We start from the raw sequence: 26,964 nt of genomic DNA, 5'->3' as shown, positions 1-26,964 counted from the left end.
TTTATTCAATAACATCCGAATTAACAATTCCTTTATTTAATCAGGCAAGGTTTTTTATGAAAATGAAAATTGGCGTATATGCAGCGCTCTTTACAGCTATCACTCTGGGTGGGCAATCTGCTGCACAAGAAAATAATAATAATGATAGTCAGCCAGAAAGCACTAGCGCCATCATGCTTCCCCAAGTACCTGTCGCTGAGGTTATTCAACGGGATATTATTCCCTCTTCCGAATTTACAGGTTACTTAGCTGCACCTAAAACAGTTGATTTACGTGCCCGAGTCGGTGGTCGAATTAATGCGATTAACTTGCCTGAAGGGCAAATTATTCAAAAAGGGGATTTACTCTTTCAAATAGACCCTCTGCCTTTTCAAATTGCATTGAATGAAGCGATAGGACAACTTAGTCAAGCTGAAGCGTTAGCCTTTCAAGCAAATAAAAATTACAATCGAATCAAAGGCCTGGTTGATAAGGGCGTCGTTTCTCGTAAAGATTACGATGATGCACACGCTAATCGTACCGTCAATAATGCTCAAGTTAAATCTGCCAAAGCCACAGTTGAAGCCGCTAAATTAAATTTATCGTATACGCAAGTTACCGCGCCAATAACTGGCCGAGTTGATAGAGCGTTAATAACAGAAGGCAACCTTGTGACAGGCGGTGATATCAATACTGCCACACTGTTAACGACAATTGTTTCAATTGACCCTATCTATGCCTATTTTGATATTGATGAAACCACCTTTCATCAACTTTCAGCTATACAGTTCACTCCAAAATCAAAGCAAGATGTCGCATTACCTTCGGTGAATATTCGTTTACCTAATGAACAAAATTATCCTCATTCAGGCACGCTCAATTTTATCAGTAATCAAATTGACCGAGCAACAGGGACAGTCAAAGTGCGAGCCTCACTTAAAAATGAAGATGGCAAACTCACCCCCGGCTCCTTTATTCGCGTTCAACTTCCTATTGGTAACAAAGCGCCATCAATTCTCATTGATGAACAAGCAATCGGTTCCAACCAAGGACAAAACTATGTATTAGTGCTTGATAAAAATAACAAAGCAGAATATCGACAAGTCGAACTCGGTGCGATGAAAGATGGCTTAAGAGTCATCAATAAGGGCTTAGCACAAGGTGAAAAAATCATTATCAAAGGTCTTGTCAGACCGGGAATGGAAGTTACGCCTAACGAAATTCCAATGCAATCACCATTGGCTGATAGCAATCTGGCTGAAAACAATATGACCAACAAAAATAAAACGGAGGAAAACAAATAATGAAATTTCCCCATTTTTTTATTCAACGGCCCATTGTTGCCATTGTCTTATCCATATTTATCTTGATAGCCGGTATTCTTAGCTTCTTTAAATTGCCATTAAGCGAATATCCATCCGTTACACCACCGACAGTTCAGGTGGTTGCAAGTTATCCGGGCGCAACACCTAAAGTTATCGCAGACACTGTTGCCGCACCGATAGAACAAGCCGTCAATGGCGTAGAAGGGATGCTCTATATGAGCTCTCAGATGTCAACTGATGGAAAAATGGTTTTAACCATTTCATTTGGGCAAGGTGTTGACCCTGACATTGCCCAAATTCAAGTACAAAATTTAGTTTCTAGAGTACTGCCAAGATTGCCTCAAGAAGTGCAACAAATTGGCGTGACAACAGAGAAAACATCTCCAGATGTCCTGATGGTTGTCCATATGTATTCCCCAAATGATGTCTACGATTCACTGTTTGTCTCTAACTATGCCATGTTAAATGTGCGAGATGAAATTGCTAAACTCTCCGGTGTCGCAAGCGCCGTGGTTTGGGGGGAAGGTGAATATGCAATGCGGGCTTGGATAGACCCAACAAAAGTGGCATCAGTGGGGCTGACTGCAAATGATATTGTCGCCGCCATTCGTGAGCAAAATATTCAAGTCGCAACAGGTTCTATTGGACAGCAACCGGATAGCACATCCTCATTTCAAATCAGTGTCAATGCACTGGGCAGGCTGACAACAGAAGAACAGTTTGGCAATATTATTATCAAAGCTGGCGAAAATGGCCAAATTACGTACCTGAAAGATGTGGCTAGAATGGAGTTAGGTGCAGATAATTATTCATTACGTAGCCTGCTTGATGGTCAAAATGCCGTTGGCTTACAAATTGTGATGAGCCCAGGCGCTAACGCTTTAGATGTATCCCGCTCTGTACGCGAGACTATGTCACGCTTACAGGCTAATTTTATTGACGGTATCGATTATAAAATCGCTTACGACCCGACGGTTTTTGTCAGTGCTTCATTAAAATCAGTTGCGATAACCTTACTTGAAGCGACTATTTTAGTCGTTTTAGTGGTGGTTTTATTTTTACAAAGCTGGCGCGCCTCGATTATTCCACTGGTCGCCGTCCCCGTCTCATTAATCGGCACATTTGCCTTTATGTATTTATTTGGTTTCTCCTTAAATACGCTATCCCTATTTGGATTAGTCATTTCGATAGGGATCGTGGTCGATGATGCCATTGTTGTCGTCGAGAATGTGGAAAGGCATATAACCGAAGGGTTAGCGCCCAGAGAAGCTGCATTCAAAGCGATGGATGAAGTAACGGGCCCAATCTTAGCGATTACCTCTGTGCTAGCCGCAGTATTTATTCCCACCGCATTTTTATCGGGGTTACAAGGAGAGTTTTATCGACAATTCTCATTAACCATTGTTATTTCAACCATTATATCCGCGATTAACTCATTAACCTTAGCACCAGCACTTTGTGCAATGTTACTTAAGCCCCACGGTAAAAATGTAAAAACAGATTGGCTGACACGTATTATTAATCTGATATTCGGTGCTTTTTTTGCCAAATTTAATCTCTTCTTTAATAAGTTGTCAGAAAAATATGTTCAATTAATCCGTCGATGCATTCGAGGCAGCCTTATTATACTGACTCTGTATCTCGGATTTATTGGATTAACCGCACTGGGTTTTAACGTTGTCCCTAACGGTTTTGTTCCCGCACAAGATAAATACTACTTAATTGGCGTTGCACAATTACCGCCAGGTTCTTCACTCGATAGAACCGAAGCCGTGGTAAAAGAAATGTCACGCATTGCACTTGCCGAGCCCGGTGTTGAACACGTGGTCGCATTCCCCGGTTTATCCGTTAATGGGCCCGTTAATATTCCTAACTCCGCCTTGATGTTTGCGATGCTTAAACCTTTTGACGAGCGCACCGACCCATCGCTTTCTGCGAATGCCATTGCGGGTAAATTAATGGGGAAATTTAGTCAAATTCCTGACGGTTTCGTGGGTATTTTCCCACCACCGCCTGTACCAGGATTAGGTGCTATGGGCGGATTTAAAGTCCAAATAGAGGACAGAGCCGATCTTGGTTTTGAAGCGTTAGCTAAAGTACAAGAACAAATTTTAATGAAGGCGATGCAAACACCTGAACTCACAGGGATGATGGCCAGTTTTCAAACCAATTCACCACAAATAGATGTTGATATAGACCGCGTAAAAGCAAAATCACAAGGTGTGGAATTAACCGATATTTTTGATGCACTACAAATCAATCTTGGATCATTATATGTTAATGACTTCAATCGATTTGGCCGAACTTATCGCGTTGTCGTTCAGGCAGACACGCCATTTAGAATGGATGCTAAAGATATTGAATTATTGCAAGTACGCAATAAACACGGTGACATGATCCCGCTAGGCACATTAGTTAACATTACACGTACTACAGGGCCAGATCGCATCATTCACTATAATGGTTTTCCATCGGTAGATATTACAGGAAACGCCGCACCGGGCTTTACTTCTGGACAAGCAACCGACGCTATTGAAAAAATCTTGCAAGAAACCTTACCGGAAGGTATGACTTATGAATGGACTGATTTAACTTACCAAGAGCAATTGAGTGGTAATTCGGCATTATATATTTTCCCATTAGCCGTTTTATTTGCCTTTTTGATCCTTGCTGCCCAATATAATAGTTGGTCACTGCCCTTCTCTGTTTTATTGATAGCACCAATGGCATTACTTTCTGCGATTGCGGGTGTATGGCTGTTCAATGGTGATAACAACGTCTTTACGCAAATCGCCTTTATTGTCCTTGTGGGACTCGCCGCCAAAAATGCCATACTAATTGTCGAATTTGCTATTGCACAAGAAAAACAAGGAGCCGACCCTATCGCAGCTGTTTTAGAAGCCGCACATTTGCGATTACGCCCAATATTAATGACATCGTTTGCATTTATCGCAGGTGTTATTCCATTAGTTTTGGCGAGCGGAGCCGGTTCTGAAATGAGACAAGCCATGGGTATTGCTGTTTTCTTTGGTATGTTAGGCGTGACATTATTTGGCTTAATACTGACACCCGTTTTTTACGTTATTGTCCGTAAGTTAACACTCAGAAAGTCGCTATAACAAATAATTTGATATAATACGAAAACCTTTATTCACTGGGTAGATTTTACCTAGTGAATAAAATATTTTTTTAATACACTTTGTTGCCTTAGTTTTCATGACATAAATTAACCTATTGATTATAAATATAATAAAATAAAAATCGGTCATATTTCCATCTTAGAAACACACCATAATTGTTCAAACATCAATTTATTCATTAAATAAAAATAAAAAAACCTTGACCTTACCCTTAAGGGAAACCTTATGCTTTCACTCAACAACCTATTCAAGAAGGCAAAATAATGAATACGAATATCTCTCCATCCACATCCAACCGTATAAGTTTACCGGTTGAAGGCATGACCTGTGCATCTTGTGTCGGTCGTGTTGAACGTGCTTTAAAAGCAGTTCCAGAAATAAGCACTGCCGTGGTTAACCTTGCGACAGAACGTGCTGATATTACCTTCACTGGCGCGGCAGATCCCCTTGCAGCAGTAAGAGCAATTGAAAATTCAGGTTATACGGTTCGCGAAGAAATCACCGAACTCACGATTGAAGAAATGACCTGTGCTTCTTGTGTCGGTCGCGTTGAAAAAGCTTTAGCTCAAGTGCCCGGTGTATTGGAAGCTACGGTGAATCTAGCGACTGAACGCGCCCGTATCCGCCACCTTTCGGGTGCTGTCACTATTGATGATTTAGAAGCTGCGGTTATGCAAGCGGGTTATAAATCTCGTCGAATATCGGCGGGAACAACCAGTAGCAATGACCAAGCAGATGAGCGTCGTGATAATGAAGAACGTTCATTACGTCGCGCTTTATTGACTGCCGCTATTTTTACGCTACCCGTATTCATTATTGAAATGGGATCGCACTTTATTCCCGGCGTACACGAGCTCGTGTCGAAAGTCATGAGCCAACAAACAAACTGGTATATACAGTTTATCTTAGCAACGATTGTTTTATTTGGCCCTGGGATGCGTTTTTTCCGCAAAGGTATTCCAGCCTTATTTCGCGGTGCGCCTGATATGAACTCACTGGTAGCTGTTGGTACAATTGCCGCTTACGGTTATTCCGTTGTTGCTACCTTTATTCCACAAGTATTACCGGTTGGAACGGCAAATGTCTACTTTGAAGCTGCCGTGGTGATCGTCACGTTAATCTTGCTAGGTCGTACGTTAGAAGCGCGCGCTAAAGGAAAAACATCTCAGGCGATTAAACGCCTTGTGGGGCTTCAAGCTAAAACCGCTCGTGTTGAACGTAACGGAGAAACAATTGAAATTCCACTGGATGATGTGACAACAAACGATATTGTTTTTGTCCGTCCAGGTGAAAAAATTCCAGTCGATGGTGAGGTTATTGAAGGCGCATCTTACGTTGATGAAAGTATGATCACCGGCGAACCTGTTCCAGTATCAAAAGAAATTGGCTCTGATGTTGTTGGTGGAACAATTAACAAAACTGGCGCATTCAGTTTTCGCGTCACTAAAATTGGCTCAAATACCGTACTTGCGCAGATCATCCGATTAGTTGAGGAAGCCCAAGGTTCAAAATTACCGATTCAAGCATTAGTTGATAAAGTCACCATGTGGTTTGTACCAGCGGTCATGACGGGCGCAGTAATCACCTTTATTATTTGGATGATTTTTGGCCCAAATCCTGCGCTAACTTTTGCACTGATTAATGCGGTTGCCGTGTTAATTATCGCTTGTCCATGTGCGATGGGACTCGCAACACCAACATCTATCATGGTTGGTACTGGACGTGCAGCAGAGCTTGGTATTCTCTTTCGCAAAGGCGAAGCGTTGCAAGCCCTGCGAGATGTGAGTGTTGTTGCATTAGATAAAACCGGAACATTAACCAAGGGCCGTCCAGAATTAACTGACCTCGTGCCTGCGGATGGATTTGAATATGATGAAGTACTCAGTCTTGTTGCTGCTATTGAGACGCGTTCTGAGCACCCTATTGCTGAAGCCATTGTTGCCGCAGCAAAAGAAAAAGACATCACCTTTGCCTCAATTGAAAACTTTGAAGCAGTACCAGGCTTTGGTGTTTCAGCTCAAGTCGGTGGCCGCGCAGTTTCAGTGGGTGCCGACCGATTCATGGCACAGCTAGGATTGGATGTTTCAAGTCTACAACAAACAGCTCAACGCCTTGGTGAGCAAGGTAAAAGCCCATTATATGCCGCAATTGATGGCCGCCTAGCCGCAATTATTGCCGTCGCTGACCCGATTAAAGAAACAACGCCTGAAGCCATTAAAGCCTTACATGCACTGGGTCTTCGAGTCGCTATGATTACTGGTGATAACGCCGCTACCGCCGCTGCGATAGCAAAACAACTGGGTATCGATGAAATCGCAGCAGAAGTATTACCCGATGGTAAAGTTGCCGCGTTGAAAAAATTTCGCAGCAATGGTAGCAAAGTGGCCTTCGTCGGAGATGGCATCAACGATGCACCAGCACTGGCAGAAGCCGATGTCGGCCTCGCCATTGGAACCGGAACCGATGTCGCCATTGAAGCTGCCGATGTAGTGTTAATGTCGGGGGATTTACGCGGTGTTGTTAATGCGATTGCGCTGAGTCAAGCAACCATCCGGAACATCAAACAAAATCTGTTCTGGGCGTTTGCTTACAATGCCTTATTAATCCCAGTTGCCGCTGGTTTGCTTTACCCGATCAATGGCACGTTATTGTCACCAATGTTAGCTGCCGGTGCAATGGCGCTATCGAGTGTATTTGTACTGGGTAATGCCTTACGTTTGAAACGCTTTCAAGCACCAATGAAAGGTTAATATACCAATAAATACATGACGATTAGCCAGATTGAAAGATCTGGCTAATCTCTAAAAGTAAGTCTTAAAACACAAAGGGATAAATGATGGCGAATCAATCTCATTCCAACATTATTGTTTACACCACACCCACGTGCCCTGATTGTCATATGTTAAAAGAGTGGTTGACTCAAAATGCGTTCCCTTTTGAAGAACGCGACCTCACTGACCCTAAAATCATGATGGAAGCAAAAGAAAATACCGGTGTACGTGTTGCGCCAATTACACTTATTGGCGAACAAATATTTTACGGCACATTCGCATCACAGAAACCAAAACTCATGGTCGCACTAGGTCTAAAAACCTAGGTAAACATTACATTAATAAAGAAAATGTATCCGCCTACAAAATGGGAGAACATGATGAATATCGGTCAAGCAGCTAAACTCGCTAACATTTCAGCAAAAATGATACGTTATTATGAACAGACGGGATTAATTCCAAAAGCAAACCGTTCTAATGCTGGTTACCGTCATTATACTTTATCGGATGTAGAGAGCTTTCATCTTATTCGTCGTGCCCGAGATCTTGGCTTTTCAACTGAACAGATTTCAGCACTTTTACTGTTATGGCGAGATAGTGACCGAGCTAGCGCCAATGTTAAAGCCATGGCACTAACCCATTTAACTGAATTAAAACAAAAAATAACTGAATTACAAGACATGGCTCAAACACTTGAAAAGCTAACCCAACATTGTCATGGCAATAATCAACCTGATTGCCCGATTATTGCCAGTTTAACTGAACCGACAATTAATACAGAAAAAAACGCGACTAAAACCTCTCGATTTGGAGCTTACGCATCACTGCCATCAAATAAGCGGATTTCGTCTTAATCATTAAAGTATTAAATATAAAATCAATATTTAATACTATTGAAATAAATACACATTATTTACTAAAAATGCATTGACCTTGCTACGCTGGTAAGCCTTACATTACTCAGGAAACCACAATAATTAGGAGAGCAAAATGATTAATTTAACGATACCCAATATGACTTGCGGCGGTTGCGCTAAATCAGTCACAAAAGCATTATTAGATATTGATGCCCATGCACAAATAATCACTGAGCCGGAAACAAGAACTGTTAAAATTCACAGTAACCTCGAAGAGAGTATTTTCCGTACGGCATTAAATACAGCCGGATATCCCGCAGATCCCGCATAGTTTAATTTATTGAAAGATTAGTGGAAGATTAATATTACGATAATAATACAGTGGAAATAATTAACTCATATTTCCGCTGCATTTAGATGGTAAAATGATTAACGATATGAAAATAACACATTCACTGTATTACTAAACGGACCTTGTTTAATCGACTCATTATTTCTATTTGATAGTTCAGCGCTGTATTGATAATTACCCGGAGCTTGTTGAGAAATAGCGCCTTTATAATAGTCTCGGTCAAACATAACTTCTTGCCCTAAACTTTTATCTGTAATAGTCGCTTGCAACCCGTTCTCAAAAACCAAATATTTACTGTTCACGACACCACTATTACTTTGGAATTTAACACTCACTTCCAGCGCAGCTTGACAGCTTGAAACAGGTGTTAAAGTGATATTGAAATTTTCTTTAACCGTTTTACCACTATTAAATTGGTCTGGCGTTAACTCTTTAAAATCAACGATCTTATCACTCATAGTAACAATAGGCGTAGGGCAATAGTTAACTAATGTTCCAGTTATCCGAGCATGATAAAGGTCACCTAAACGACGTCCAGTACCATCAGCATGATACCCCACAACAAAAGTACCTGTATCGAATGATTTTAATGGTCCTACTCCTCGTTTAAGAGTGTAAATATACATGAAAGCAATATCAGCAACGGATTGACTCCAATAACCGACCGTTAACTTTGGTGTATTATTTGCTGTAATCTCGACAACTTCATGACTATAAATATTTTGATAAAGTCTAACACCACTCGATAATAAAAGAGCTTTCGTTGTTGCGGGTGTTTGATTATAAAAATAAATAGTTCTATCTGCATTAGACCCTGAAAAATTACAATGCCATGAAAAAAACCAGTATATCCTTTACCTAATTCAGTTCCCGCGGAGATTTCACCTAAAGTAGTATTCATATCAATATTAATTTCAGGCACAGGATTCCACATATGCCCACCATTCGGAGTACATTCTGCCCCAGCTGCATAAGCAACATTACCTGAAGCTATTAGCAACAAACAAAGTGTACTTTGTTTGATTCGCTTTTTTATTTTTGCGCTATTTCGATAAAATAGTGTCATTTGCTTTTCGCATGAGATGACAATTGACAAGACTGTGACGCATCACATTGATATTGACTAAATTGTAATCCACCAAAATCATCGATATAACCAATATGAAAACTATTCCAAGCCGGATTTTTTAGTTTTACAACTGAATCACTAAAAGGCGCAACAATGGTTTCAGGAAAATCACTATCTTTACGCTGATCCACATTCAGGTTCGTAATAATAATATTAAATGGCGTTGGATTCGTTAGTTTGATATTCCCACCCTGCTTGGTGACTAAAAGATCACGTCGAAAGTCGTTACCCGCAGGCATTTTATATTCAATACCTTTTGGACGATAAAATAGTTTTAATCGTGATTGAATCGTAAATTGAACCACACTTGATTCTTTTCCTTGAGGTGGAATACCTAATAAATTGAAATAAAGTAAACTTTCTCTATCTTGTGGCAACAGGTTCTGCCCTTCCATATAAGTGATTTTTATTTGTTTTTTCTGTTTCGGACTTAATTTTTGTAAAAATGGCAGCGCAACCAAAGAGTTATTTAATTTCTCACCATTTGGTTTTTCAATCCAAGTTTGCGCTAAAAATGAGGATGCGCTGTCTTGATTTTCAATAACAACACTGACTCCTCCATCTTCTTCATTAAAAATAATACGAGTTCTATCTAAGCCCAGCACAGCATATGCTTGACTCATTACGCCAGATAACAAAACAACAAAAATTACTTTTTTAAATAGAGTCATTTTTTTCACCAACATTTTTTAACCACCTTAGTGATTACATAAAGTAATATCGCGGCTTCCAGCAAGAATACTATCTGCGGAGAAAGAACAAGATTGACCATCTCCCCAATTCACACTCAGCTGATCGCCCATATTCAGCCCAGTTAAGTAAACAATGCCAGATTCAGCAATAATTCCTGAAACTTTATCATTTGCTCCATTAGTCACAATCGCGCCTAATGGAGGATATTTTCCATCAATAAGCTTTATACGCGTTATTAATGACTTCCCAATATTTGCATCCATTTTCACATAACCGATAGCACCATCAGTAAGTGTAGATTCAAGAATATTTTCTTCAATGTTTACATCGTCTGGTAACTTATTCATATCAACCTTATATTCCATATTATAGTAGGTTGGTACGTTACTGATTGTCGCTATGCCAAAACTATTTGTCGTTGTATTCCCATTTTCAATCACAAGTCCCTTAGTTTTAGGTACCTCAACAATTAAACGAGATTGATCACGATATGTTAGACGATGTGCAGAAATACCATGTTGTGTCGCGGTTACTGAACCACTCATTGCCACACTGGCGGAATTCATTGAATCAGACAACGAACCGCTCACTTGTACTTGGCCCAAATCGCCACTATGTGAAATATAAGTGCTCACCATGGCATCAGATAAACTATCTTGCGTTGAAGCAGTCACACTGTAATTGGTATTTTTATCCACATAACGACTATAGTTTGCATTGTTCGCATAGCGCTTATCTTTATCACTATAAGAAGCAAAATATGACACTGATGCATTTCCATTATCTGAATTTAATGGCTTGCTGATTGAAAGATAAACCTGATTATCTGTTTTATCATAGCCATTACGTATCTGATTTAAAGATAACGAAATGTTACCTCCTTTCATTATGCCTTCATCAAAATATTTATTCAGCCCAACGCTAAAGTAGTTATTTTGCTTACCATTCCAATATGTTTTACGAGATGCCGTTATATTGGCACTTGCATTAATAAAACGTAATTGCTGCGCATACGAAAGTGAGAAAACATGTTTATCTTTGTTGATGTCTTCAAAATTATTATCACTAAAATTCCGATCAACAAAGTTAGTCAAAGAATTAAACGTTTGATCAGCAAAACGATATCCCGTTAAAGTCAATTGGCCATCGATACTCGGTAAATCTTTTGCGTAGTTAATACGATAGCTTTTTCCTTGCTCTCTTCCGGTTAAAACATCTGCATAGGATTGTGTTATATCAACAGAGAGTGCCCCTAAAAAACCGAGGTTTTGCCCTATGCCAACGTTTATAGCTTGATATTTGTTTCCTTGAGTTGCAACAAGCCCACCAAATAGTGAGGTATTATTAAAAACGCCAAGAGAAGTTTCTAACGTAATAAAATTATCATCGGTATGATGACTGTATTTAGGTGCTAATTGACCTGCGTTTAACTTATAACGCACTTGCCCTTTACGAGTTAAGAATGGAATATTTGTTGTCGTAAATTGAAAAGTAGTTTCTTGCCCATTATCTTCAGTGACAGTAACATCCACAGTTCCTATTACCGACTGATTCAGATCTTTAATGACAAAAGGACCCGCAGGTACTTTCACCTGATTGATAATTCTACCATTTTGAGACAAAGTCACCGTTGCATTTGAAGCTGCAACACCGGTAATTTGCGGCGCATAACCTCGCAAATTCTGAGGCATCATGCTTTCATCAGTAAAGAAACTCACACCTTTAAAACGCACGCTATCAAATAAATCAGATCTAATAAAAACTTCACCCACAAATAGCTTTGCAGACAAACTCGCTACATCCCTAAATGCATATACTTGCTCCCAATCGAAGCGACTTTGCTTATCGCCATTAGGATCAACAAGTTTATTTTCATACTGATAATTTGCACGAAAACGCCACTGCGCAACATTGGCACCAATATTACCAAAGGCACTAACGCTATTACTTCTACCGCTATTTTTTCTATAATAATGACTATTATTTACAGTATAATCAAAAATTAACCCTGCAATACCGCTATCTCTCATCTCAGGGCTAACCCAAGAAGAATAAACCAAATTGGTATACTTTTGCGGCATTGAAATAGTCAGAATTTGTTCACTGTCATTAAAAGCCACCACTACATTAGGATCAAGAGAATTTAAGTTAATACAGTTATCTTCTTGAGTAGCAATTAATTTATCTTTTGCTTCATTTGTTAGCGGAAGGCGTTTAAGTAATTCAGGAGTAATACAGGGCTCAATTACCCCATTATTATCAATAAATTTAATTTTTTCATTACGAATAATTCGTTTATCGTTAAATACAATATCTGTTTCGTACAAACCTTCACTTAAATCGTTTTTTTCAAAATAACTTAAGTCAACGTTATCATCTGCGGATAAGTTAAGTGCATTGATATTAAATGTTTCAGCATTAGAATATCCACCACTAATAAGAAGTGAAATAGCATAGTAAATGCTTTTTTTCTTAAAATACATAAGCTCACTCTTATTATAATAGTGGAAAATATAATTAAACGTCTTACGCCGAAATGGCGTAAGACAATTAATTAAAAAAGTATTGATTTACTATAAATTTATTATTCGTAGCTTAATACATAGTTTGCAACAGAGCTGATAGTACCGGCAGTTGCTACACCAGTCGCTTGAGCTTGAGCAGATAAAATAATTGTTGTTTCTGGTGTTTTCATACCTTGTTCTAAAGTATCACCTGGTTTAATTGCTTTACCTGTATTATCAAAGAAAGCTACCGCGACGTTATCTGCGCTACCCGCATTCGCCCATAAAGTTGCTTTACTTGAATCAGATAGACCATTAAATGCAATTTTAACTTTAGAATAATCTGAACCTGTTGCTGCTGGGTCTAATTGGCAGTCTTGTAATTTTAATTCAAATGTATTTAATGGACCTACTTTACCATCTGCCGATAAGCTTGCTGCTGAAATACTTCCTAATTCAACTTCTTTATTAATATCAGAAGGAGAAATAGTACATGCACCGCTATTTACAACACCTTTGAATGTTATTTTTCCAGAACCCGCATCAGCAGCAATAGCAGAAATTGAAGTTGTCGTTAAAGCTAAGCAAATTGCGATTAAAGTTTTATTCATTTTATATACCTTATTAATTAATGATTTTTGAAAGTGTTTTCTATTATTGGGAACGAGATGAATGATACTGGCTAATATTAAATATAAATACACCCAAGTTGTGTATTTGACTCGTAGAGTGTAACCAAATATATTCAGTTGAACTGCTAATAAATGCATAATTAAAAGACTCATCTTTATCCTATTAACAGCGAAAAGCACAACAAACTCAGAATTTAATTCTGTAAATTTACAAATAAATAGATAAAAATACAAATCAATCAAAAATAAACAAAACAGCAAAGTTAGACGCTGCATGTAGACTAAAAATCTACATATACTCACCATAGGAGTTTATGTAGATATTTACTTACATTCACACAAAATTTAATTACAAATTGAACGCAGTTTTTGACGATAGCGCCACTATGCAATGTTATTAGATATACTCAATTGTTATATAATTTGGTTAAATTTATTTTTTTATAATTAAAACAAAAAAATAAATTTAAGTTAATTATAATTATATTAACGGATCAATGAATAATGAGCTAAAATAAAATTTAGCTTAATGACAATATTTCATTTAAGGGAATGTAGACACAACGATTATGGACGCTTAATTGATACCTTACATCCTTCATCATCCATTTAATCAGTAGGTATTCTTTAAATAATGTTAAATAAATAATGGGCAATATGGCTAACTCTAACACTGCCCATTTTAAGTCAATATCAAAAACAATTTAAACATAAGTGATAAATCACAATATTTCTGTATTCAATATTAAAACTCTTCATAAAAAGAAGGGTCTTGATTTTTTAGTCTACCCTTTAATGAAGACAGCATATCGATGACCTGCATATCCTCAATAGATAATGAGAAATCATAAACATCGATATTTTCAATTTGCCGCGATGCATTTGATGATTTAGGTATTGGTAATGCCCCTAACTGCAAATGCCAACGAATAATAATTTGGGACACAGACTTTTTATGTTTATGAGCGAGTTCAAGCAATGCATTATGCGTTAACAGATCACCTGCGCGTCCTAGCGGGCTCCATGACTGAGTAATAATATTTTTTGATTGATCATACTTGCGTTGATCTAACTGATTAAAGTTTGGATGCAATTCAATCTGATTAATCACAGGCAGAATACCCGTTTCTAATTCAAGAGCATCTATATGCTCAGGTAGGAAATTACAGACACCGATACTTCTAATTAGTCCAGATTTTTGTGCATCAATCAAAGCCTGCCATGCTTCAATAAACTTACCCTGCTTGGGATTTGGCCAATGAATTAAATAAATATCGATATAGTCTAAGCCCATACGGGATATAGATTCTTGGACAGTTTGCAGCGCATTTTTATATTGCTGATGACGCCCTGGTAATTTTGATGTGACGGTTATTTTATCTCTAGGAACTGAACTATTTTTTATCGCTTTCCCAACAATACCTTCATTTTCATAATTAAATGCAGTGTCAATTAAACGGTACCCGTTTAACAACGCACTTTCAATTATTCGAGTACCCTGCGAACCATTAAGCGAGTATGTGCCAAATCCAATTTGAGGAATTTGAAAGCCATCCTGTAGTTCATATGACTGAATCATAATATCTCCTTAATTACATTGAAATATCTTATAGTTAAACATTCAAGACTACTAAAACTAGAATAGCATAAACAATCGCCATGTTCCTTTGGCTTAAAATTAATTAGGTTATAACAATAGAGCAGATACATCAGGGTTGCAGTAACTTGGTTAAAATGATGACAAATTGGAAGAGTGATAGCTAACATGATGAATAAAAAATAATTTATTCAGTTCCACATATCGTATTGAAACACTATCGCATTAATCTATAAATTTTTTTAATGTAATATTTTCATTACTAGATATATGAATTACTATAGTGGAAAAGAAACTATCTAAAATAAGGACACAAAATATGTCAAAACTGAGTGTAACGTTATTATTACCCTCTGTATTATTGCTATTTGCCTGTAGTACCCCCACCTTACCCTACGAGGAAATAAGTAAACATTATGTTTATCAGTTAGCAAGCTATGAATCTGATCCCAATTTTCAAACCAACATTCATACTTCAATTAAGCTCAACATCCCCTTTTTTAAGCAATTCTATGATATGGGAATAAAAGATAAACACGACAACATATCCAATGAAGATTATGTGAAAAAAATTGCCTATTTTTCAACTCCAGAGTTCCTAAACAGTATAAATGCGAAAGAGCAATACATTTCAGAAAAAGTACATGTTGAAACGGTAAGTGGTGCTAACAAATCAAATATTGAGAAAAAAATAATGTCTGAATCAATCATTGCTGCATACAAGGCCGGATATCAAACCATCCAGTAAATGATGTCATGATTCATACAATGGCTTGACGAAATTCGCTTTATCAGTCTATCGCTTACTTAGCCATTACTTTGCTTATTTTGTATACCACAGAAACAAATTTATGTGGTATACAAAACATCTTCAATTTATTAAAGTTTATCTTTCCTCCCATTTATGCAAAGTTAACGCAGAGAATCATAATTGATATAAAAATACTAAATCATTTTACAAATCAAACATGCTAGTATTAATATTATCCTATGTTCTTGATAGGGGGCACCATGCATCTTCCCTTCAAAATTAACAAATAATCAATATAAATACCGACAATTTTCAAATAAGTCTCATTTTTATTTTAATTATCCTCGTCATTAACAAATTATTAATTTTAAATTAATAGCAAATTAATTTACAAAAAATCAATTTAATTGAATAGCGATAACGAATCGTCATTAATTATATAAAATAACAATTTATTTCATTATAAGACAATGCCATCCTTTCATTTATATTCATAAAGGCAAACCCTTTATCATTACTCTCATTATGAGTAAAATGGATATTTATCGCATTATTGGCAAAAAAATGAGCCACAAGAAAAATAAACAATTAAATTACTTAAAATCAATACGTTGAACTAGTTTATCTCATTAAAAACCCAATAAAATGATCGCTTTAAACAATTGATTAACTTTGAATTGATAGGTTTTATCTATTGCAATGGTATTAATTGAATGATTTAAACATCTTTACTTAAATTAATTAATTGTATATTTTTGGTTCTAACAAATAATATCTATAAAAATAGTTAGTATGGGAATTCTTTATTATGAATACTATTGTTAACACTTTAGTTGGGAACTATTTAAAAAGTAAACGTATTGAATATGGGATGACTGGAGCTGAAGTAGGTAAGTTATTGCATGTTAGCCAACAACAAGTCTCTCGCTATGAAAATGGCGTAAATACAATATCACTAGACCTTGTTTTACTATTTTTAGATAAATTAGACTTAAGTGTTGAGAGCTTTTTCATCTATTTATTAAAAGAAATAGAGAATGATATTAAAGATAATGAAAAAAATATAAAGGATTGTTTATACACTGACCCAAAATTTATTTTGGTCTAATAAGTACTGCTATATTTAATATTTTTAAAAAACATTAGTTTTTTTTATGCAATACTTATTTCATCTATCATTTAATGCATTGGAAAATTATTAAAATGAATGTTTGGAACCTCATAAATAGATAAAGATCAATCAATTTATACCCTGCAACTCGCTCATTGATATTTTGTTTTTTTGTATCAATAACTCAATATACAAGTAGAGATCCTAACTCATTTTACTGTAACGCTAAATGTGATTAGGGTGCTACCTTAAGTAATCAATGAGAATGAAATAACTAATTTTCTCAGTTGTTTTTAATCTCCCCACAGTGGGGGGATTCTCTCATTGATTGCCTAAGATTAAATAGATTATAGCCCATAAAATCACACTAATGCCGACTAAAATTGAATTAAATTATTCATGATAGAAATAGCACCAAAAAAATCAGACAAGCAGATACACTATTTCTATAACAAAAATCATCATAAAACGGGATTAGCTTTAGATACTAACCGGCAGCCGCTTTTGATGTAAAATTTCACAAAATAAGAGTAAACGATAGAATCCAGTCAATATTCACAAAAACGATACTCATAAGAGTATTAAATTCGTTATTTTTATACTCCAATAAAAAAATATTCCATATTGTGATCTGTATCTATATTTACAACATAGTGTGATCAATGTCTAATTTAGACATTTCTTTATAGGGATAACGCATTTTCTGACACTAGTTAAATACTCTAAAAGTATTGCTAAAGTTAGGTAAATACATCCAAAGATATATAATTACCCCTTATAAAGGCTCTATAGTTATAATTAGTTAAATTAATCGAAAAAAAATACACCATGTCGAATTAATAAAAAAACAGGCTCTAGTTCACATTTTAAGTTTATTTAAGCCTTCTTCTTATTATTTTAATAAATAAGCAATTCAACTTATCAAATAATATTCACCATAATATTACCACACCAGTATCCACATGAAAAACAAGGTAAATATTTTATATGAATTAATTAAAGCCAAGCAATTATATTAATATTAATCAATAAACACTCATTAATTGGTTTTAGCCATTCCTTTTAGGCATGCTTGAGGAATTTTCGGAATATTGTCAGGAAAACGGTTTCATAGATAGTATGAATGCGGACAGGATACATTTTATATAAATAAATACGAATAATTCCTAATAACAATTTCTATAATAAAAGGTAACACTATGGGTATATTAAAAGATAGTAAGTTGCTTTTGGTTGGCTTATTTATCATTCTCCTTGCAGAAGCTATAGGGCAAATTAAACTCGGTTTAGTTATGTTTTTCCCGATGCTTTATTCCATGCTGATGGGTGGTATTATTAGCTTTCCAAAATTTAAAATCCTCAACGAAAAAAATATGGCACATGCAACCTCAATAATGAGTGTTGCATTGGTTATCTTGATCGCTAAATTAAGTACTTCTGTTGGGGCTTCTTGGGAAAAAATCATTCAAGCTGGCGGCGCATTAATTTTGCAAGAAGTCGGTCACTTTATCGGTACCATTATTATGGGTCTGCCACTTGCAATTATGCTTGGCATGGGCCGCGAGGCTGTCGGAGCCACATACTCTGTTGGCCGTGAACCGAATATCGCCATTATTGAAGCTAAGTATGGATTAGATTCGCCAGAAGGCCGAGGTGTGATGGCAATGTATATCTGCGGTACATTATTTGGTGCTGTCTGGATGGGAATCTTGGCTAGTGTAATTGCCGGTCTTGATATCCTCAGCCCGCTCGCTTTAGCAATGGGTGCCGGTGTCGGAAGTGGATCAATGTTAGCCGCAGCAGTAGCACCACTACTCGAACTTTATCCTAATCAAGCTTCAGAAATTCAGGCATTTTCCTCTTCAGCTAACCTGATGTCCTCGGTATTAGGTCTGTACGTCTACATATTCTTTTCCTTACCATTTGCTTCTTTCCTATACAACAAATTTAAAAGAAAAAGTGCAATGGCTGCTACGAATACCAATAAGGAAAGTTAATAATGAAAAAGATGACAGAAATTGCCGTAATCCTAGTTTTAGTCGCTATATTCACAGCTCTGGGTGATGCTATCGGTGGATCCCTCTATGGTCGCGGTACATTCGGACAAGTTTTCAGCGATACATTACTCGCAATGGCGTTGTTAAGTGCGATGTCCTTTGTGGCCTATCTCATTGCGCTAATTCCGCCGTTAGGTAAATTGCCGGTTATTTTTTGGGTTTCCCTGATTGCCGCTGGACTATGTTCACCACTATTTCCGTATGATAAAGAAATGATTGCGATGACGGGTAAAGTCTCTATTGCCGTGATCAGTACGACAGTACTGGCATTTGCGGGTCTTTCTCTAGGTAAAGATATTGAAAAGTTCAAAGCCATCTCTTGGAGAATTATTCCGGTATCACTAGCTGTGTTCTCTGGGACATTCATATTCGCCGCACTTATTGGTCAGATAACGCTCTCATGGAGTGGCGTTATCTAATTACGGGGAACATTTAACATGAAAATGACTAAAGACCAACTGAAAGCCAAAGTCTGTGAAGTAATTGCAAGCCATAAAGTCGACATTAAAAAACTTGCAGAAGATATTTGGGCAGAGCCAGAACTCGGTTATAAAGAAACGAAAACAGCAAAAAAAGTTGAAGCTGCATTTGATTCCTTAGGTGTTAGTTACCGTAATCAACTCGCACTCACAGGTGTCAAAGCGCGCCTTAAAGGTGGCAAAGGCAGTAAACGTAGTATTGCCGTGATCGGTGAATTGGATGCCATTCTCTGTGCTGAGCACCCAGATGCAGATGACCTAACGGGTGCTGCGCATTGCTGTGGTCATAATGCTCAAATTGCAAATATGATGGCGGTGACTATTGGGCTGGTGAATTCTGGTGCAATGGAATATCTGGCAGGTGATGTCGTCCCTTTCGCCGTGCCTGCTGAAGAATATGTAGAACTGGCTTATCGTAGCAAGCTCATCGAACAAGGAAAAATCACTTATATCGGCGGTAAGCCGGAGCTGATTTCTCTGGGGGAGTTTGATGATATCGATATGGCAATGCAAATTCACTTAACCAGCGTCAAACCGGAACGTGATAACGGCTTTATCGAAATGTCTACCACGACTAATGGCTTTATCGGCAAGCTAATCAACTATAAAGGTAAGCCAGCACACGCAGCCGCTGCGCCCCATATCGGTGTGAATGCTTTAAATGCCGCAATGATGGGTATCATGGGTGTGAATGCTATCCGTGAAACCTTTCAGGAAAAAGATTACATTCGTTTTCATCCTATCATTACTCAGGGCGGCGACCTCGTTAATGTCGTTCCCAGTGATGTGCGTATGGAAAGTTATGTCCGCGCCTCAAATGTCCCTGCAATGATAGATGCCAACGAGCGTATTACGCGTGCGTTAGTAGCTGGGGCAATGTCTGTCGGAGCTGAGGTAGAAGTCAAGGATTTACCGGGCTATCTGCCACTGTATAACAATGCCATTCTGAATGACCTGTTACAGCAAAATGCAAATAATCTGATTGGTAACGAAAACGTCTGGATTGCAAAACACATGACTGGCAGCACAGATACTGGAGACCTTTCTCATATCATGCCTGTTAGCCACCCATGGATTGGCGCAATTCGTGGCGGTTTACACGGCAAAGATTATGTGGTCTTTGATGATGATATGGCCTACATCCGCCCAGCTCAAATGATGGCAATGTCTATTATTGATCTACTGTTTGATGATGCTTCGGGTGCAGAAGAGCTTCTTGCTGACTACAACCCACTCATGAGCAAAGAGGAATATCTCTCTTTTATCAGCTCATTTAAGAATTGAGTACAACGCATATCACCGAATACGTCACCTTAAATGGTGGCGTATTGATTAATCAATCGCTTCGGTCACTATTTTAATTTGTAATAAATAGATGATCATAGCTAGAATTAATTTTACTTTAATCAAAATTAAAGTAAAAAATTCATTAGATAATCTAAAAAAGTGATAGGAAATATATCTAAAAATTATTTCAAAATAGCATTTAATAAAGTCAATATTATTTAGCTATATTAATGAGAGCTATAATGAAATTATTCATTTAGGATATAAAAAGAAACAAAACAAACGCAACCATTTGAAATAATTAAAATTTAAACCCATAACTGTTTTCTTAATTTATTTTCAACAGAACATCACAATTATTCATGCACCATGCAATACTGATATGATACAAACAAGATCTTCATCACGCTCACTTTTTTGAATTTAAAGTTACAATGTTATCTATAATTTATTACCTATAGATAAGAATATATAATTATCGCTTACCGAAACCTCTAGATTTCGGAAGCCAAAATATTTTAGTAAGAATAAAATGCGCGCAAATTGAGTTTACGCAAAAACTATTCATTATCTTTGCTAATACTCACGCTTATATCAGGGATATTTTTATCAACATGCAAACCGGTTTCCGTACACAAGGTATAATGTAATGACAAATAAATATAACATCAGTGACAAGCTTTTTGCGCTTGAAGCGTTCAGTAAAAAAACACGTCAGGATTTACATAAAATCCCTGAGCCCTCCGGTCAAGAGTATAAAACCTCAGAATATTGCCGTGAACTGATGAATAGTTTTGGTTATACCATTCGCCAGTTTGAAGGATACACCGGTTTTACCGCAGACTTAGTTGTTGACCCTGCAAAACCGCTAATTGCTTACCGTACCGATATAGACGGCCTTGAAATGCCAGATCTCACCGGCAATGAGCACAGCTCAATACACGAAGGTTGTGCTCACAATTGTGGTCACGATACCCACATGACTATAGCGCTAACGGCGGCAAACTACCTCAGCCAAAATGCCACTGAACTCACTCATAACGTCCGCTTTATCTTCCAAATGGCAGAAGAAGATATGCGAATACCGGGCGCGGACAAAATGGTCGAAATGGGCTGCATGGATGGTGTTAGTGAAGTCTATGGATTACACAATGATGCTGCCGTTGATACGGGATACATTCGCTTTAATGCGGGTGTGATGTCCTCTTACGGCTCGGCCTGGACGCTAGATGTTCACGGTGTTTCTGCCCATGGCTCCACGCCACATAAAGGGCTAGATGCTATCCGTGAAACGACCCGCATTATTGATTACATGGATTATATCGTCGCTAAAAAAACGGACCCATTTAGCCCTGCGGTATTCGGCTGCGGTATGATCAATGGCGGAACCATCCCAAATGCATTGGCCGACCACGTTCAAGCTCGTGGAACCATTCGCTCAATGGATGAAGAAACGAATAAAGTTTTAAAAGAAAGTTTTAACGAAATAGTCGCTCGTAGCGAAGCTGGCGGATTCAAAACGACACTTGAAGCCTCCGGCTATCCCGCAGTTATTAACCATCCACAAGCAGTAAAGGTAATTTATAATGCAGCGGCTTCATTCTTACCAACTGAAAATATCGAGCCAAACTGTAAGCCAATGACAGGAAGTGAAGACTTTAGCTATATGATTAATGCCACTAAAGATAAATTAGGCGCAATGTACTTTTTAGGTAGTGGTAATAAAGCAAAAGGAATTAATAACTATTTGCACGCTAATCCCTATTTTGTCGATGATGACTGCCTATTAATTGGCGCTCAAATTTTTATCAACATCGCCACACGTTAAAAATAAAACACACAGCAAAACCAAAGCCCAGTAATCAATTCTTACTGGGTTTTTTTACAATATTGTTTATGTAATATATTCTATTGAATATTATTTAGTGACTACAACAAGACGCTATCAAAGTTCAGGCAATGCAGAATAAAGCCGATCACGCGATTTTTGATCTGCAGGTAACCACTGAGCTGGCTGGTGAATATAATTCAAATCAAGATGAGGGGCATAACAAGAAATAAAATCAAGCATGTAATCTTTCAGATGCATATGCCGATTGATGCAAATATGCGTATAACTTGGCTTGACCAAATTACTGATATTAATGCAGCGAAGCGTATCACTATCTTCTTGCGAATCAAACGCAACCGATGAAATAATACCGACACCAAGTCCCCGTTTCACATAAAACTTAATGATTTCTGTATCAACTGCAGTTAATACCACATTTGGGGTCAGATTATTTTGATAAAATACTTGATCCAGCTTCGAGCGTCCCGTAAAGCCAAATACATAAGTAATCAAGGGATAATTCGCCAATTCTTCAATAGTTAACTGCTCATGCTGTGCCAGCGGATGATCATGAGGAACAAGTGCACTACGAGACCACTGATAACAAGGCATTGTCAGTAAATCATCATAGAGATGCAACGATTCCGTTGCGATCGCAAAATCCACATCACCATTATTAATCATTTCAGCCAACTGAGCAGGAGCCCCTTGGTGAAAATGTAATGAAACATTTGGGTAGCGAGCATTAAAGCGCTCAATGACTTTAGGTAATTTATAACGGATTTGCGTATGTGTAGTCGCGATATGAAGATTTTGTTTTATGGTGCTGTCATCATGTGAAACCAGACTTTTGATTTTATCAAACTGCGCTAGAATATCACATGCAACATGATGAACTTGTTCACCAATCGGACTAAGTGATAATAAGTTATTGTTTTTTCTATTGAATAAAGAAACGTTTAGTTCATCTTCTAGGATTTTAAGCTGTTTACTTACTGTTGGCTGAGAGGTATACAATTTTTCAGCGGCATTTGTAATATTAAAATCACTCCTGACCACCTCAACAAAACTTTTAAGCTGACTAATGTTCATTGCTTATTTTATCCTGTTATAAAATTATTAATAAGCAGAATGTAAGTTAATACAACATACTCTGTATTGTGAAGAGTAACACAAGGTGAATGATGAAGAAATAAACATGAGGATATGGTCGCTTTAGAGAAACTTTTGGGTTAGTTAAATGTAGATAAATAAACTAATAACCAAGAATAAATGCAAATAAAAATTTAATAGTGAATCTTACAAATCCAACTCAATTGACTACAACCTAAAGATGAAAAAGCCACCAGTAAACTCTGATGGCCTAAAAAAAATGAAATAGTTAATATTTATTAATATTACTCATAGTTCTGTTTTTATTTCTAATATTATTGCTATTTTAAAAAATCATTATCATCCAATATCCACAATGGTTCCATATTACTATCTTTTTTGATTACTAATGATGGGTCAGACCGTAAACATGCTCCACCATAATGACCACCAACAGTAAATGTGCAAACCTGAATATAACGACCAGCCACATTAGGCAAGCACCATAATTGTTGGTAAATATTTTCTTGATTATCAAAATTCCCAGATGTCTTATCTAAAACTTTGTCACTTTCACCAACCAAATCTATATTATCCCCACAACGACCAGCTATTGGTTTTATTGCATAACCACTCGAACGTAGTTCATCACTAATTTCAACACTTGTTTCTAAAAGATAAGGGTGATGAGGAAATAATGACCAAAGAATAGGTAAAATCGCTTTATTACTTGGAATAACTGTCCATAAAGGCTCAAAAACACAAATTTCTGGTTTTAATAGCACATCAACTAATCTAACGTCATTATGCTCTAAATGCCCAGTACGGATTTTCAACATTGAATATTCGTGCTCATCCTCATATTCTTGTCGAATTTGCTCTAAAGCCGTTTCCCATGCCCATGTTTTCCATACACATTGCAATACTCGACCATCACCATCAACAACTTGGCCTATCTCATTCCAAGTTAACTCATCCAAACCATGAATAATTTTATAATCAAAACCTGCTTCAGTAATGGCATATGCCATATATTGAGAATGATAATCTTCTTCGCTATCAACATCCTGCATAATGTGAATAAAGGGCTTAGCAGAAGAATGTTTCCATGTACTAGAAAGTAATTCAGTTAAATAAGCACTTGGATCCCAACCTTCATTGAGCTCAGCGACTTTTGCCCATTTATCAATTATTAGGCCAGCTTCAGTATGGCAGGAAGCTGAATCCGCATTATATTCATAAACCTTCAATCCTCGCTCATCCATACAAAAATCTAATCGGCCAGTAATCATATCATGGCGTCTATTCTTCCAAGATAGACGTATACGCGGCCAAAGTATCTTTGGAATATTAAACAATTGAAGTAAATCATCACTCTTTAGTACTTTCTCTGTTGCATGCAAATACATAAGATGGACTTCATTCGTGGCTTGTATCAATTTGCTTTCAGCGGTATTCGAAATTGTAAAATATTCATGAAGAGCACCGTTAAGTATACTTCCATGCCTTGCTTGAATATATTTACTTTCTATAGGATCGGACTCATCCAACCATTTTTGACCAAAATCTATTCTATTATCTATTTGAGCAAAATGAAGTTTTAACAGTTCAGGATTAATGCAAGGCTCAGTATAAGCATATTCTTCATTATCGGTTTGTATCATCCAACCCAAAATATTCGTATCTGAAAAAGTATCTACAACTGTATACCTACCCTTATCATTTTCTAAAGGTAACTCTCGGGTCCATTGTTGCCCAATAGGTAATTTATGATGAATAACATTTTGCTCTGCAATGCGAATTCTATCATCATAAACTTGAGTTATAACGGCTATATGCCCTGTTTTATGAAATTCCCCACCCTCCGCCCAAATCAATAATCCGCCTACAACAGGTTTAACTTGGCTACCGTTAACAAACGCTTTCAGTGGTAAAAGTTCATCATCAACTACACGTCGCAAAAAGCGTAAAGAAAATATTTCATATGCCATTCCTACATCAGTAAAAACAACACCATAATTGAGATATAAAAAACGACGCGCAAACTCAACACATTGCCATTTATACCCCATGTATTCATTGCCTATATAACTTCGAAAAGAAATATCTTCCTTATTATCAAGTTTAGATAGCGAATCATAATCTGATGAGTATATTGGTACGCCCCCTGGGGCATATCCAAGTAATGATCCAAAATGCTCGTGTTCATTCATCATTAAATTCATGTCTTAGCTCCATCTTAATTATAGGCTTACTATCCTTTTAGTTTACGCTCACAAAATATAAAAAAACTATATTTTTGATATTTCACATCCATGAATAGTTAATTAAATTAAAACGGCAATAAGTCATAATATAAGAACAAAAATTAACACCATAAGAAATAGTACAATATTTTCAGTTCGTTAGCACTCAAGTGCCGACCTTATAAAATAGATATTACCCACCCAAAAATAAAAATAAAATTAACCGCAAACTTAAAGGAACCAATGAAAAAATCAGCTAAATTGATGTGATTGCAGTTATCTAGACTATTAAAGTTATCAATAACTAAAAAAATAATAAAGTTGTTAGCCGTATTATCAAAAGTAATATGAGTAGTAGTCTTAAATGCTATTCTAATCATTGGCTTATATCATAAAAAATGAATTTTCTAAGAGAGGAAAAACAAAAGACGATATGTTTTCAAGTTGCACAGAAAATGCTTATGAAGAGTGGGTTAGGAATGAAATAATAATACTAACTTATGGATTTTTTTGAAGATTAGATAAGTGATTGATTTTGAATGGTGCGCCCTGCAGGATTCGAACCTGCGGCCTACGGCTTAGAAGAGCGTAGAATTAATACTTTATAATCAGTTAATTACAGTCTCTTTCAGTGTTCACAAGCCACAAAGAAGATAAAGTAATTCAAAGTTGTTTAAAGTCGTTCAATCACATTTAAACTTGAACGTCCCAACCACGTCCCATCACCCCTCTCATTTTTGTGTCACAATTTCGGCACAGTTCGTCACAGTGATTTTCCCTCCATGCTATACTCCGATCATTCCACCCCATAGAAAACCATCATGCAAAATCTCGCAGAACTCTCAAAAGAAGATAAAGACAAAGTAAATGTCGATTTAGCTGCAAGTGGAGTCGCATATAAAGAAAGACTCGGCAAGCCGGTTATTGATATCGAAATTGAAAATCAACAACCCGAATACTTGCGCGAGTACTTTCGTGAGCGTTTAGTTCATTACAGAGAAGTGAGCAAGAGATTACCCAAGGGGTATGAATATAATCAAGACTAATTAATGATACTGCTAATAAAGAACGCGACTGAACCCGTTAATTGGGAAATGTCCACAACGGCATTGTCTGATTTTCTAACCAATT

General features: G+C 37.0%; 21 protein-coding genes. 13 read left to right on the top strand and 8 right to left on the bottom strand.

Features of this window, described 5'->3' with window-relative positions; all coding sequences use genetic code 11:
* Positions 1–56: 56 nt before the first annotated feature.
* The 6 genes from DD649_RS01800 (at position 57) to DD649_RS01775 (ending at position 8,403) form a co-directional block, all read left to right on the top strand.
* A complete protein-coding gene (locus DD649_RS01800; protein WP_294102927.1) occupies positions 57–1,283 on the top strand; it encodes an efflux RND transporter periplasmic adaptor subunit in 1,227 nt (408 codons plus the stop codon).
* Positions 1,283–4,423, top strand: coding sequence for an efflux RND transporter permease subunit (locus DD649_RS01795; RefSeq protein ID WP_294102924.1), 3,141 nt, complete (start codon positions 1,283–1,285; stop codon positions 4,421–4,423). The genes DD649_RS01800 and DD649_RS01795 overlap by 1 nt, the downstream gene beginning before the upstream one ends.
* 284 nt (positions 4,424–4,707) lie before the next feature.
* Positions 4,708–7,194, top strand: coding sequence for a heavy metal translocating P-type ATPase (locus DD649_RS01790; RefSeq protein ID WP_294102918.1), 2,487 nt, complete (start codon positions 4,708–4,710; stop codon positions 7,192–7,194).
* Positions 7,195–7,280: 86 nt separating this feature from the next.
* The gene (locus tag DD649_RS01785; protein WP_294102915.1) at positions 7,281–7,541 is read left to right on the top strand and encodes a glutaredoxin family protein; all 261 of its coding nucleotides are present in this window, start codon (positions 7,281–7,283) and stop codon (positions 7,539–7,541) included.
* 54 nt (positions 7,542–7,595) lie between these two features.
* Positions 7,596–8,069, top strand: a complete 474-nt coding sequence (gene cueR, locus DD649_RS01780) for a Cu(I)-responsive transcriptional regulator (RefSeq protein WP_294102911.1) — start codon at positions 7,596–7,598, stop codon at positions 8,067–8,069.
* 136 nt (positions 8,070–8,205) lie between these two features.
* On the top strand, positions 8,206–8,403 hold the full coding sequence (locus tag DD649_RS01775; RefSeq protein WP_294102909.1) for a heavy-metal-associated domain-containing protein: 198 nt from the start codon (positions 8,206–8,208) through the stop codon (positions 8,401–8,403).
* A 98-nt stretch (positions 8,404–8,501) separates the two neighbouring features.
* On the opposite strand, the gene DD649_RS01770 is transcribed toward DD649_RS01775, so the two are convergent.
* The 6 genes from DD649_RS01770 to DD649_RS01745 form a co-directional block, all read right to left on the bottom strand.
* Positions 8,502–9,050, bottom strand: coding sequence for a hypothetical protein (locus DD649_RS01770; RefSeq protein WP_294102906.1), 549 nt, complete (start codon positions 9,048–9,050; stop codon positions 8,502–8,504).
* A 41-nt stretch (positions 9,051–9,091) separates the two neighbouring features.
* Positions 9,092–9,490 (bottom strand): hypothetical protein, encoded by a 399-nt coding sequence (locus DD649_RS01765; protein ID WP_294102904.1) that lies wholly within the window; start codon positions 9,488–9,490, stop codon positions 9,092–9,094.
* Complete coding sequence (locus DD649_RS01760) at positions 9,487–10,239, bottom strand: molecular chaperone (protein ID WP_336428774.1); 753 nt, start codon at positions 10,237–10,239, stop codon at positions 9,487–9,489. The genes DD649_RS01765 and DD649_RS01760 overlap by 4 nt, the downstream gene beginning before the upstream one ends.
* Before the next feature lie 12 nt (positions 10,240–10,251).
* Entirely contained in the window at positions 10,252–12,729 is a 2,478-nt protein-coding gene (locus DD649_RS01755) for a fimbria/pilus outer membrane usher protein (RefSeq protein ID WP_294102899.1), read from the bottom strand.
* 101 nt (positions 12,730–12,830) lie between these two features.
* Complete coding sequence (locus DD649_RS01750; RefSeq protein ID WP_294102896.1) at positions 12,831–13,361, bottom strand: fimbrial protein; 531 nt, start codon at positions 13,359–13,361, stop codon at positions 12,831–12,833.
* A gap of 766 nt (positions 13,362–14,127) precedes the next feature.
* Positions 14,128–14,961 (bottom strand): aldo/keto reductase, encoded by an 834-nt coding sequence (locus DD649_RS01745; protein ID WP_294102893.1) that lies wholly within the window; start codon positions 14,959–14,961, stop codon positions 14,128–14,130.
* A 337-nt stretch (positions 14,962–15,298) separates the two neighbouring features.
* Here DD649_RS01745 and DD649_RS01740 point away from each other — a divergent pair, with 337 nt between their 5' ends.
* From DD649_RS01740 to DD649_RS01715, 6 genes are all read left to right on the top strand, one after another.
* On the top strand, positions 15,299–15,727 hold the full coding sequence (locus tag DD649_RS01740; RefSeq protein ID WP_294102890.1) for an Exc2 family lipoprotein: 429 nt from the start codon (positions 15,299–15,301) through the stop codon (positions 15,725–15,727).
* 811 nt (positions 15,728–16,538) lie between these two features.
* Positions 16,539–16,838, top strand: a complete 300-nt coding sequence (locus DD649_RS01735; protein WP_294102888.1) for a helix-turn-helix transcriptional regulator — start codon at positions 16,539–16,541, stop codon at positions 16,836–16,838.
* A gap of 1,202 nt (positions 16,839–18,040) precedes the next feature.
* Positions 18,041–18,838: a DUF3100 domain-containing protein gene (locus tag DD649_RS01730; RefSeq protein WP_294102885.1), complete on the top strand. Its 798-nt coding sequence runs from the start codon at positions 18,041–18,043 to the stop codon at positions 18,836–18,838.
* Positions 18,839–18,840: 2 nt separating this feature from the next.
* Positions 18,841–19,317: a hypothetical protein gene (locus DD649_RS01725; RefSeq protein WP_294102882.1), complete on the top strand. Its 477-nt coding sequence runs from the start codon at positions 18,841–18,843 to the stop codon at positions 19,315–19,317.
* Between the two features lie 18 nt (positions 19,318–19,335).
* Entirely contained in the window at positions 19,336–20,661 is a 1,326-nt protein-coding gene (locus tag DD649_RS01720) for an amidohydrolase (RefSeq protein WP_336428769.1), read from the top strand.
* A 652-nt stretch (positions 20,662–21,313) separates the two neighbouring features.
* On the top strand, positions 21,314–22,492 hold the full coding sequence (locus tag DD649_RS01715; protein ID WP_294102876.1) for a M20 family metallopeptidase: 1,179 nt from the start codon (positions 21,314–21,316) through the stop codon (positions 22,490–22,492).
* Between the two features lie 117 nt (positions 22,493–22,609).
* Here DD649_RS01715 and DD649_RS01710 read toward each other — a convergent pair whose 3' ends face one another.
* Both DD649_RS01710 and gss read right to left on the bottom strand, forming a co-directional pair.
* Positions 22,610–23,587, bottom strand: a complete 978-nt coding sequence (locus tag DD649_RS01710) for a LysR substrate-binding domain-containing protein (RefSeq protein WP_336428767.1) — start codon at positions 23,585–23,587, stop codon at positions 22,610–22,612.
* Positions 23,588–23,928: 341 nt separating this feature from the next.
* On the bottom strand, positions 23,929–25,812 hold the full coding sequence (gss, locus tag DD649_RS01705) for a bifunctional glutathionylspermidine amidase/synthase (RefSeq protein WP_294102870.1): 1,884 nt from the start codon (positions 25,810–25,812) through the stop codon (positions 23,929–23,931).
* Between the two features lie 839 nt (positions 25,813–26,651).
* Between gss and DD649_RS01700 the strand changes: the two genes are divergently transcribed.
* Entirely contained in the window at positions 26,652–26,879 is a 228-nt protein-coding gene (locus DD649_RS01700; protein WP_294103192.1) for a DNA polymerase III subunit theta, read from the top strand.
* Positions 26,880–26,964 lie beyond the last annotated feature (85 nt).

It is taken from the genome of Providencia sp., assembly GCF_003533305.1.
Classification (GTDB): domain Bacteria; phylum Pseudomonadota; class Gammaproteobacteria; order Enterobacterales; family Enterobacteriaceae; genus Providencia.
This window is presented reverse-complemented; position numbering and strand designations above follow the sequence as displayed.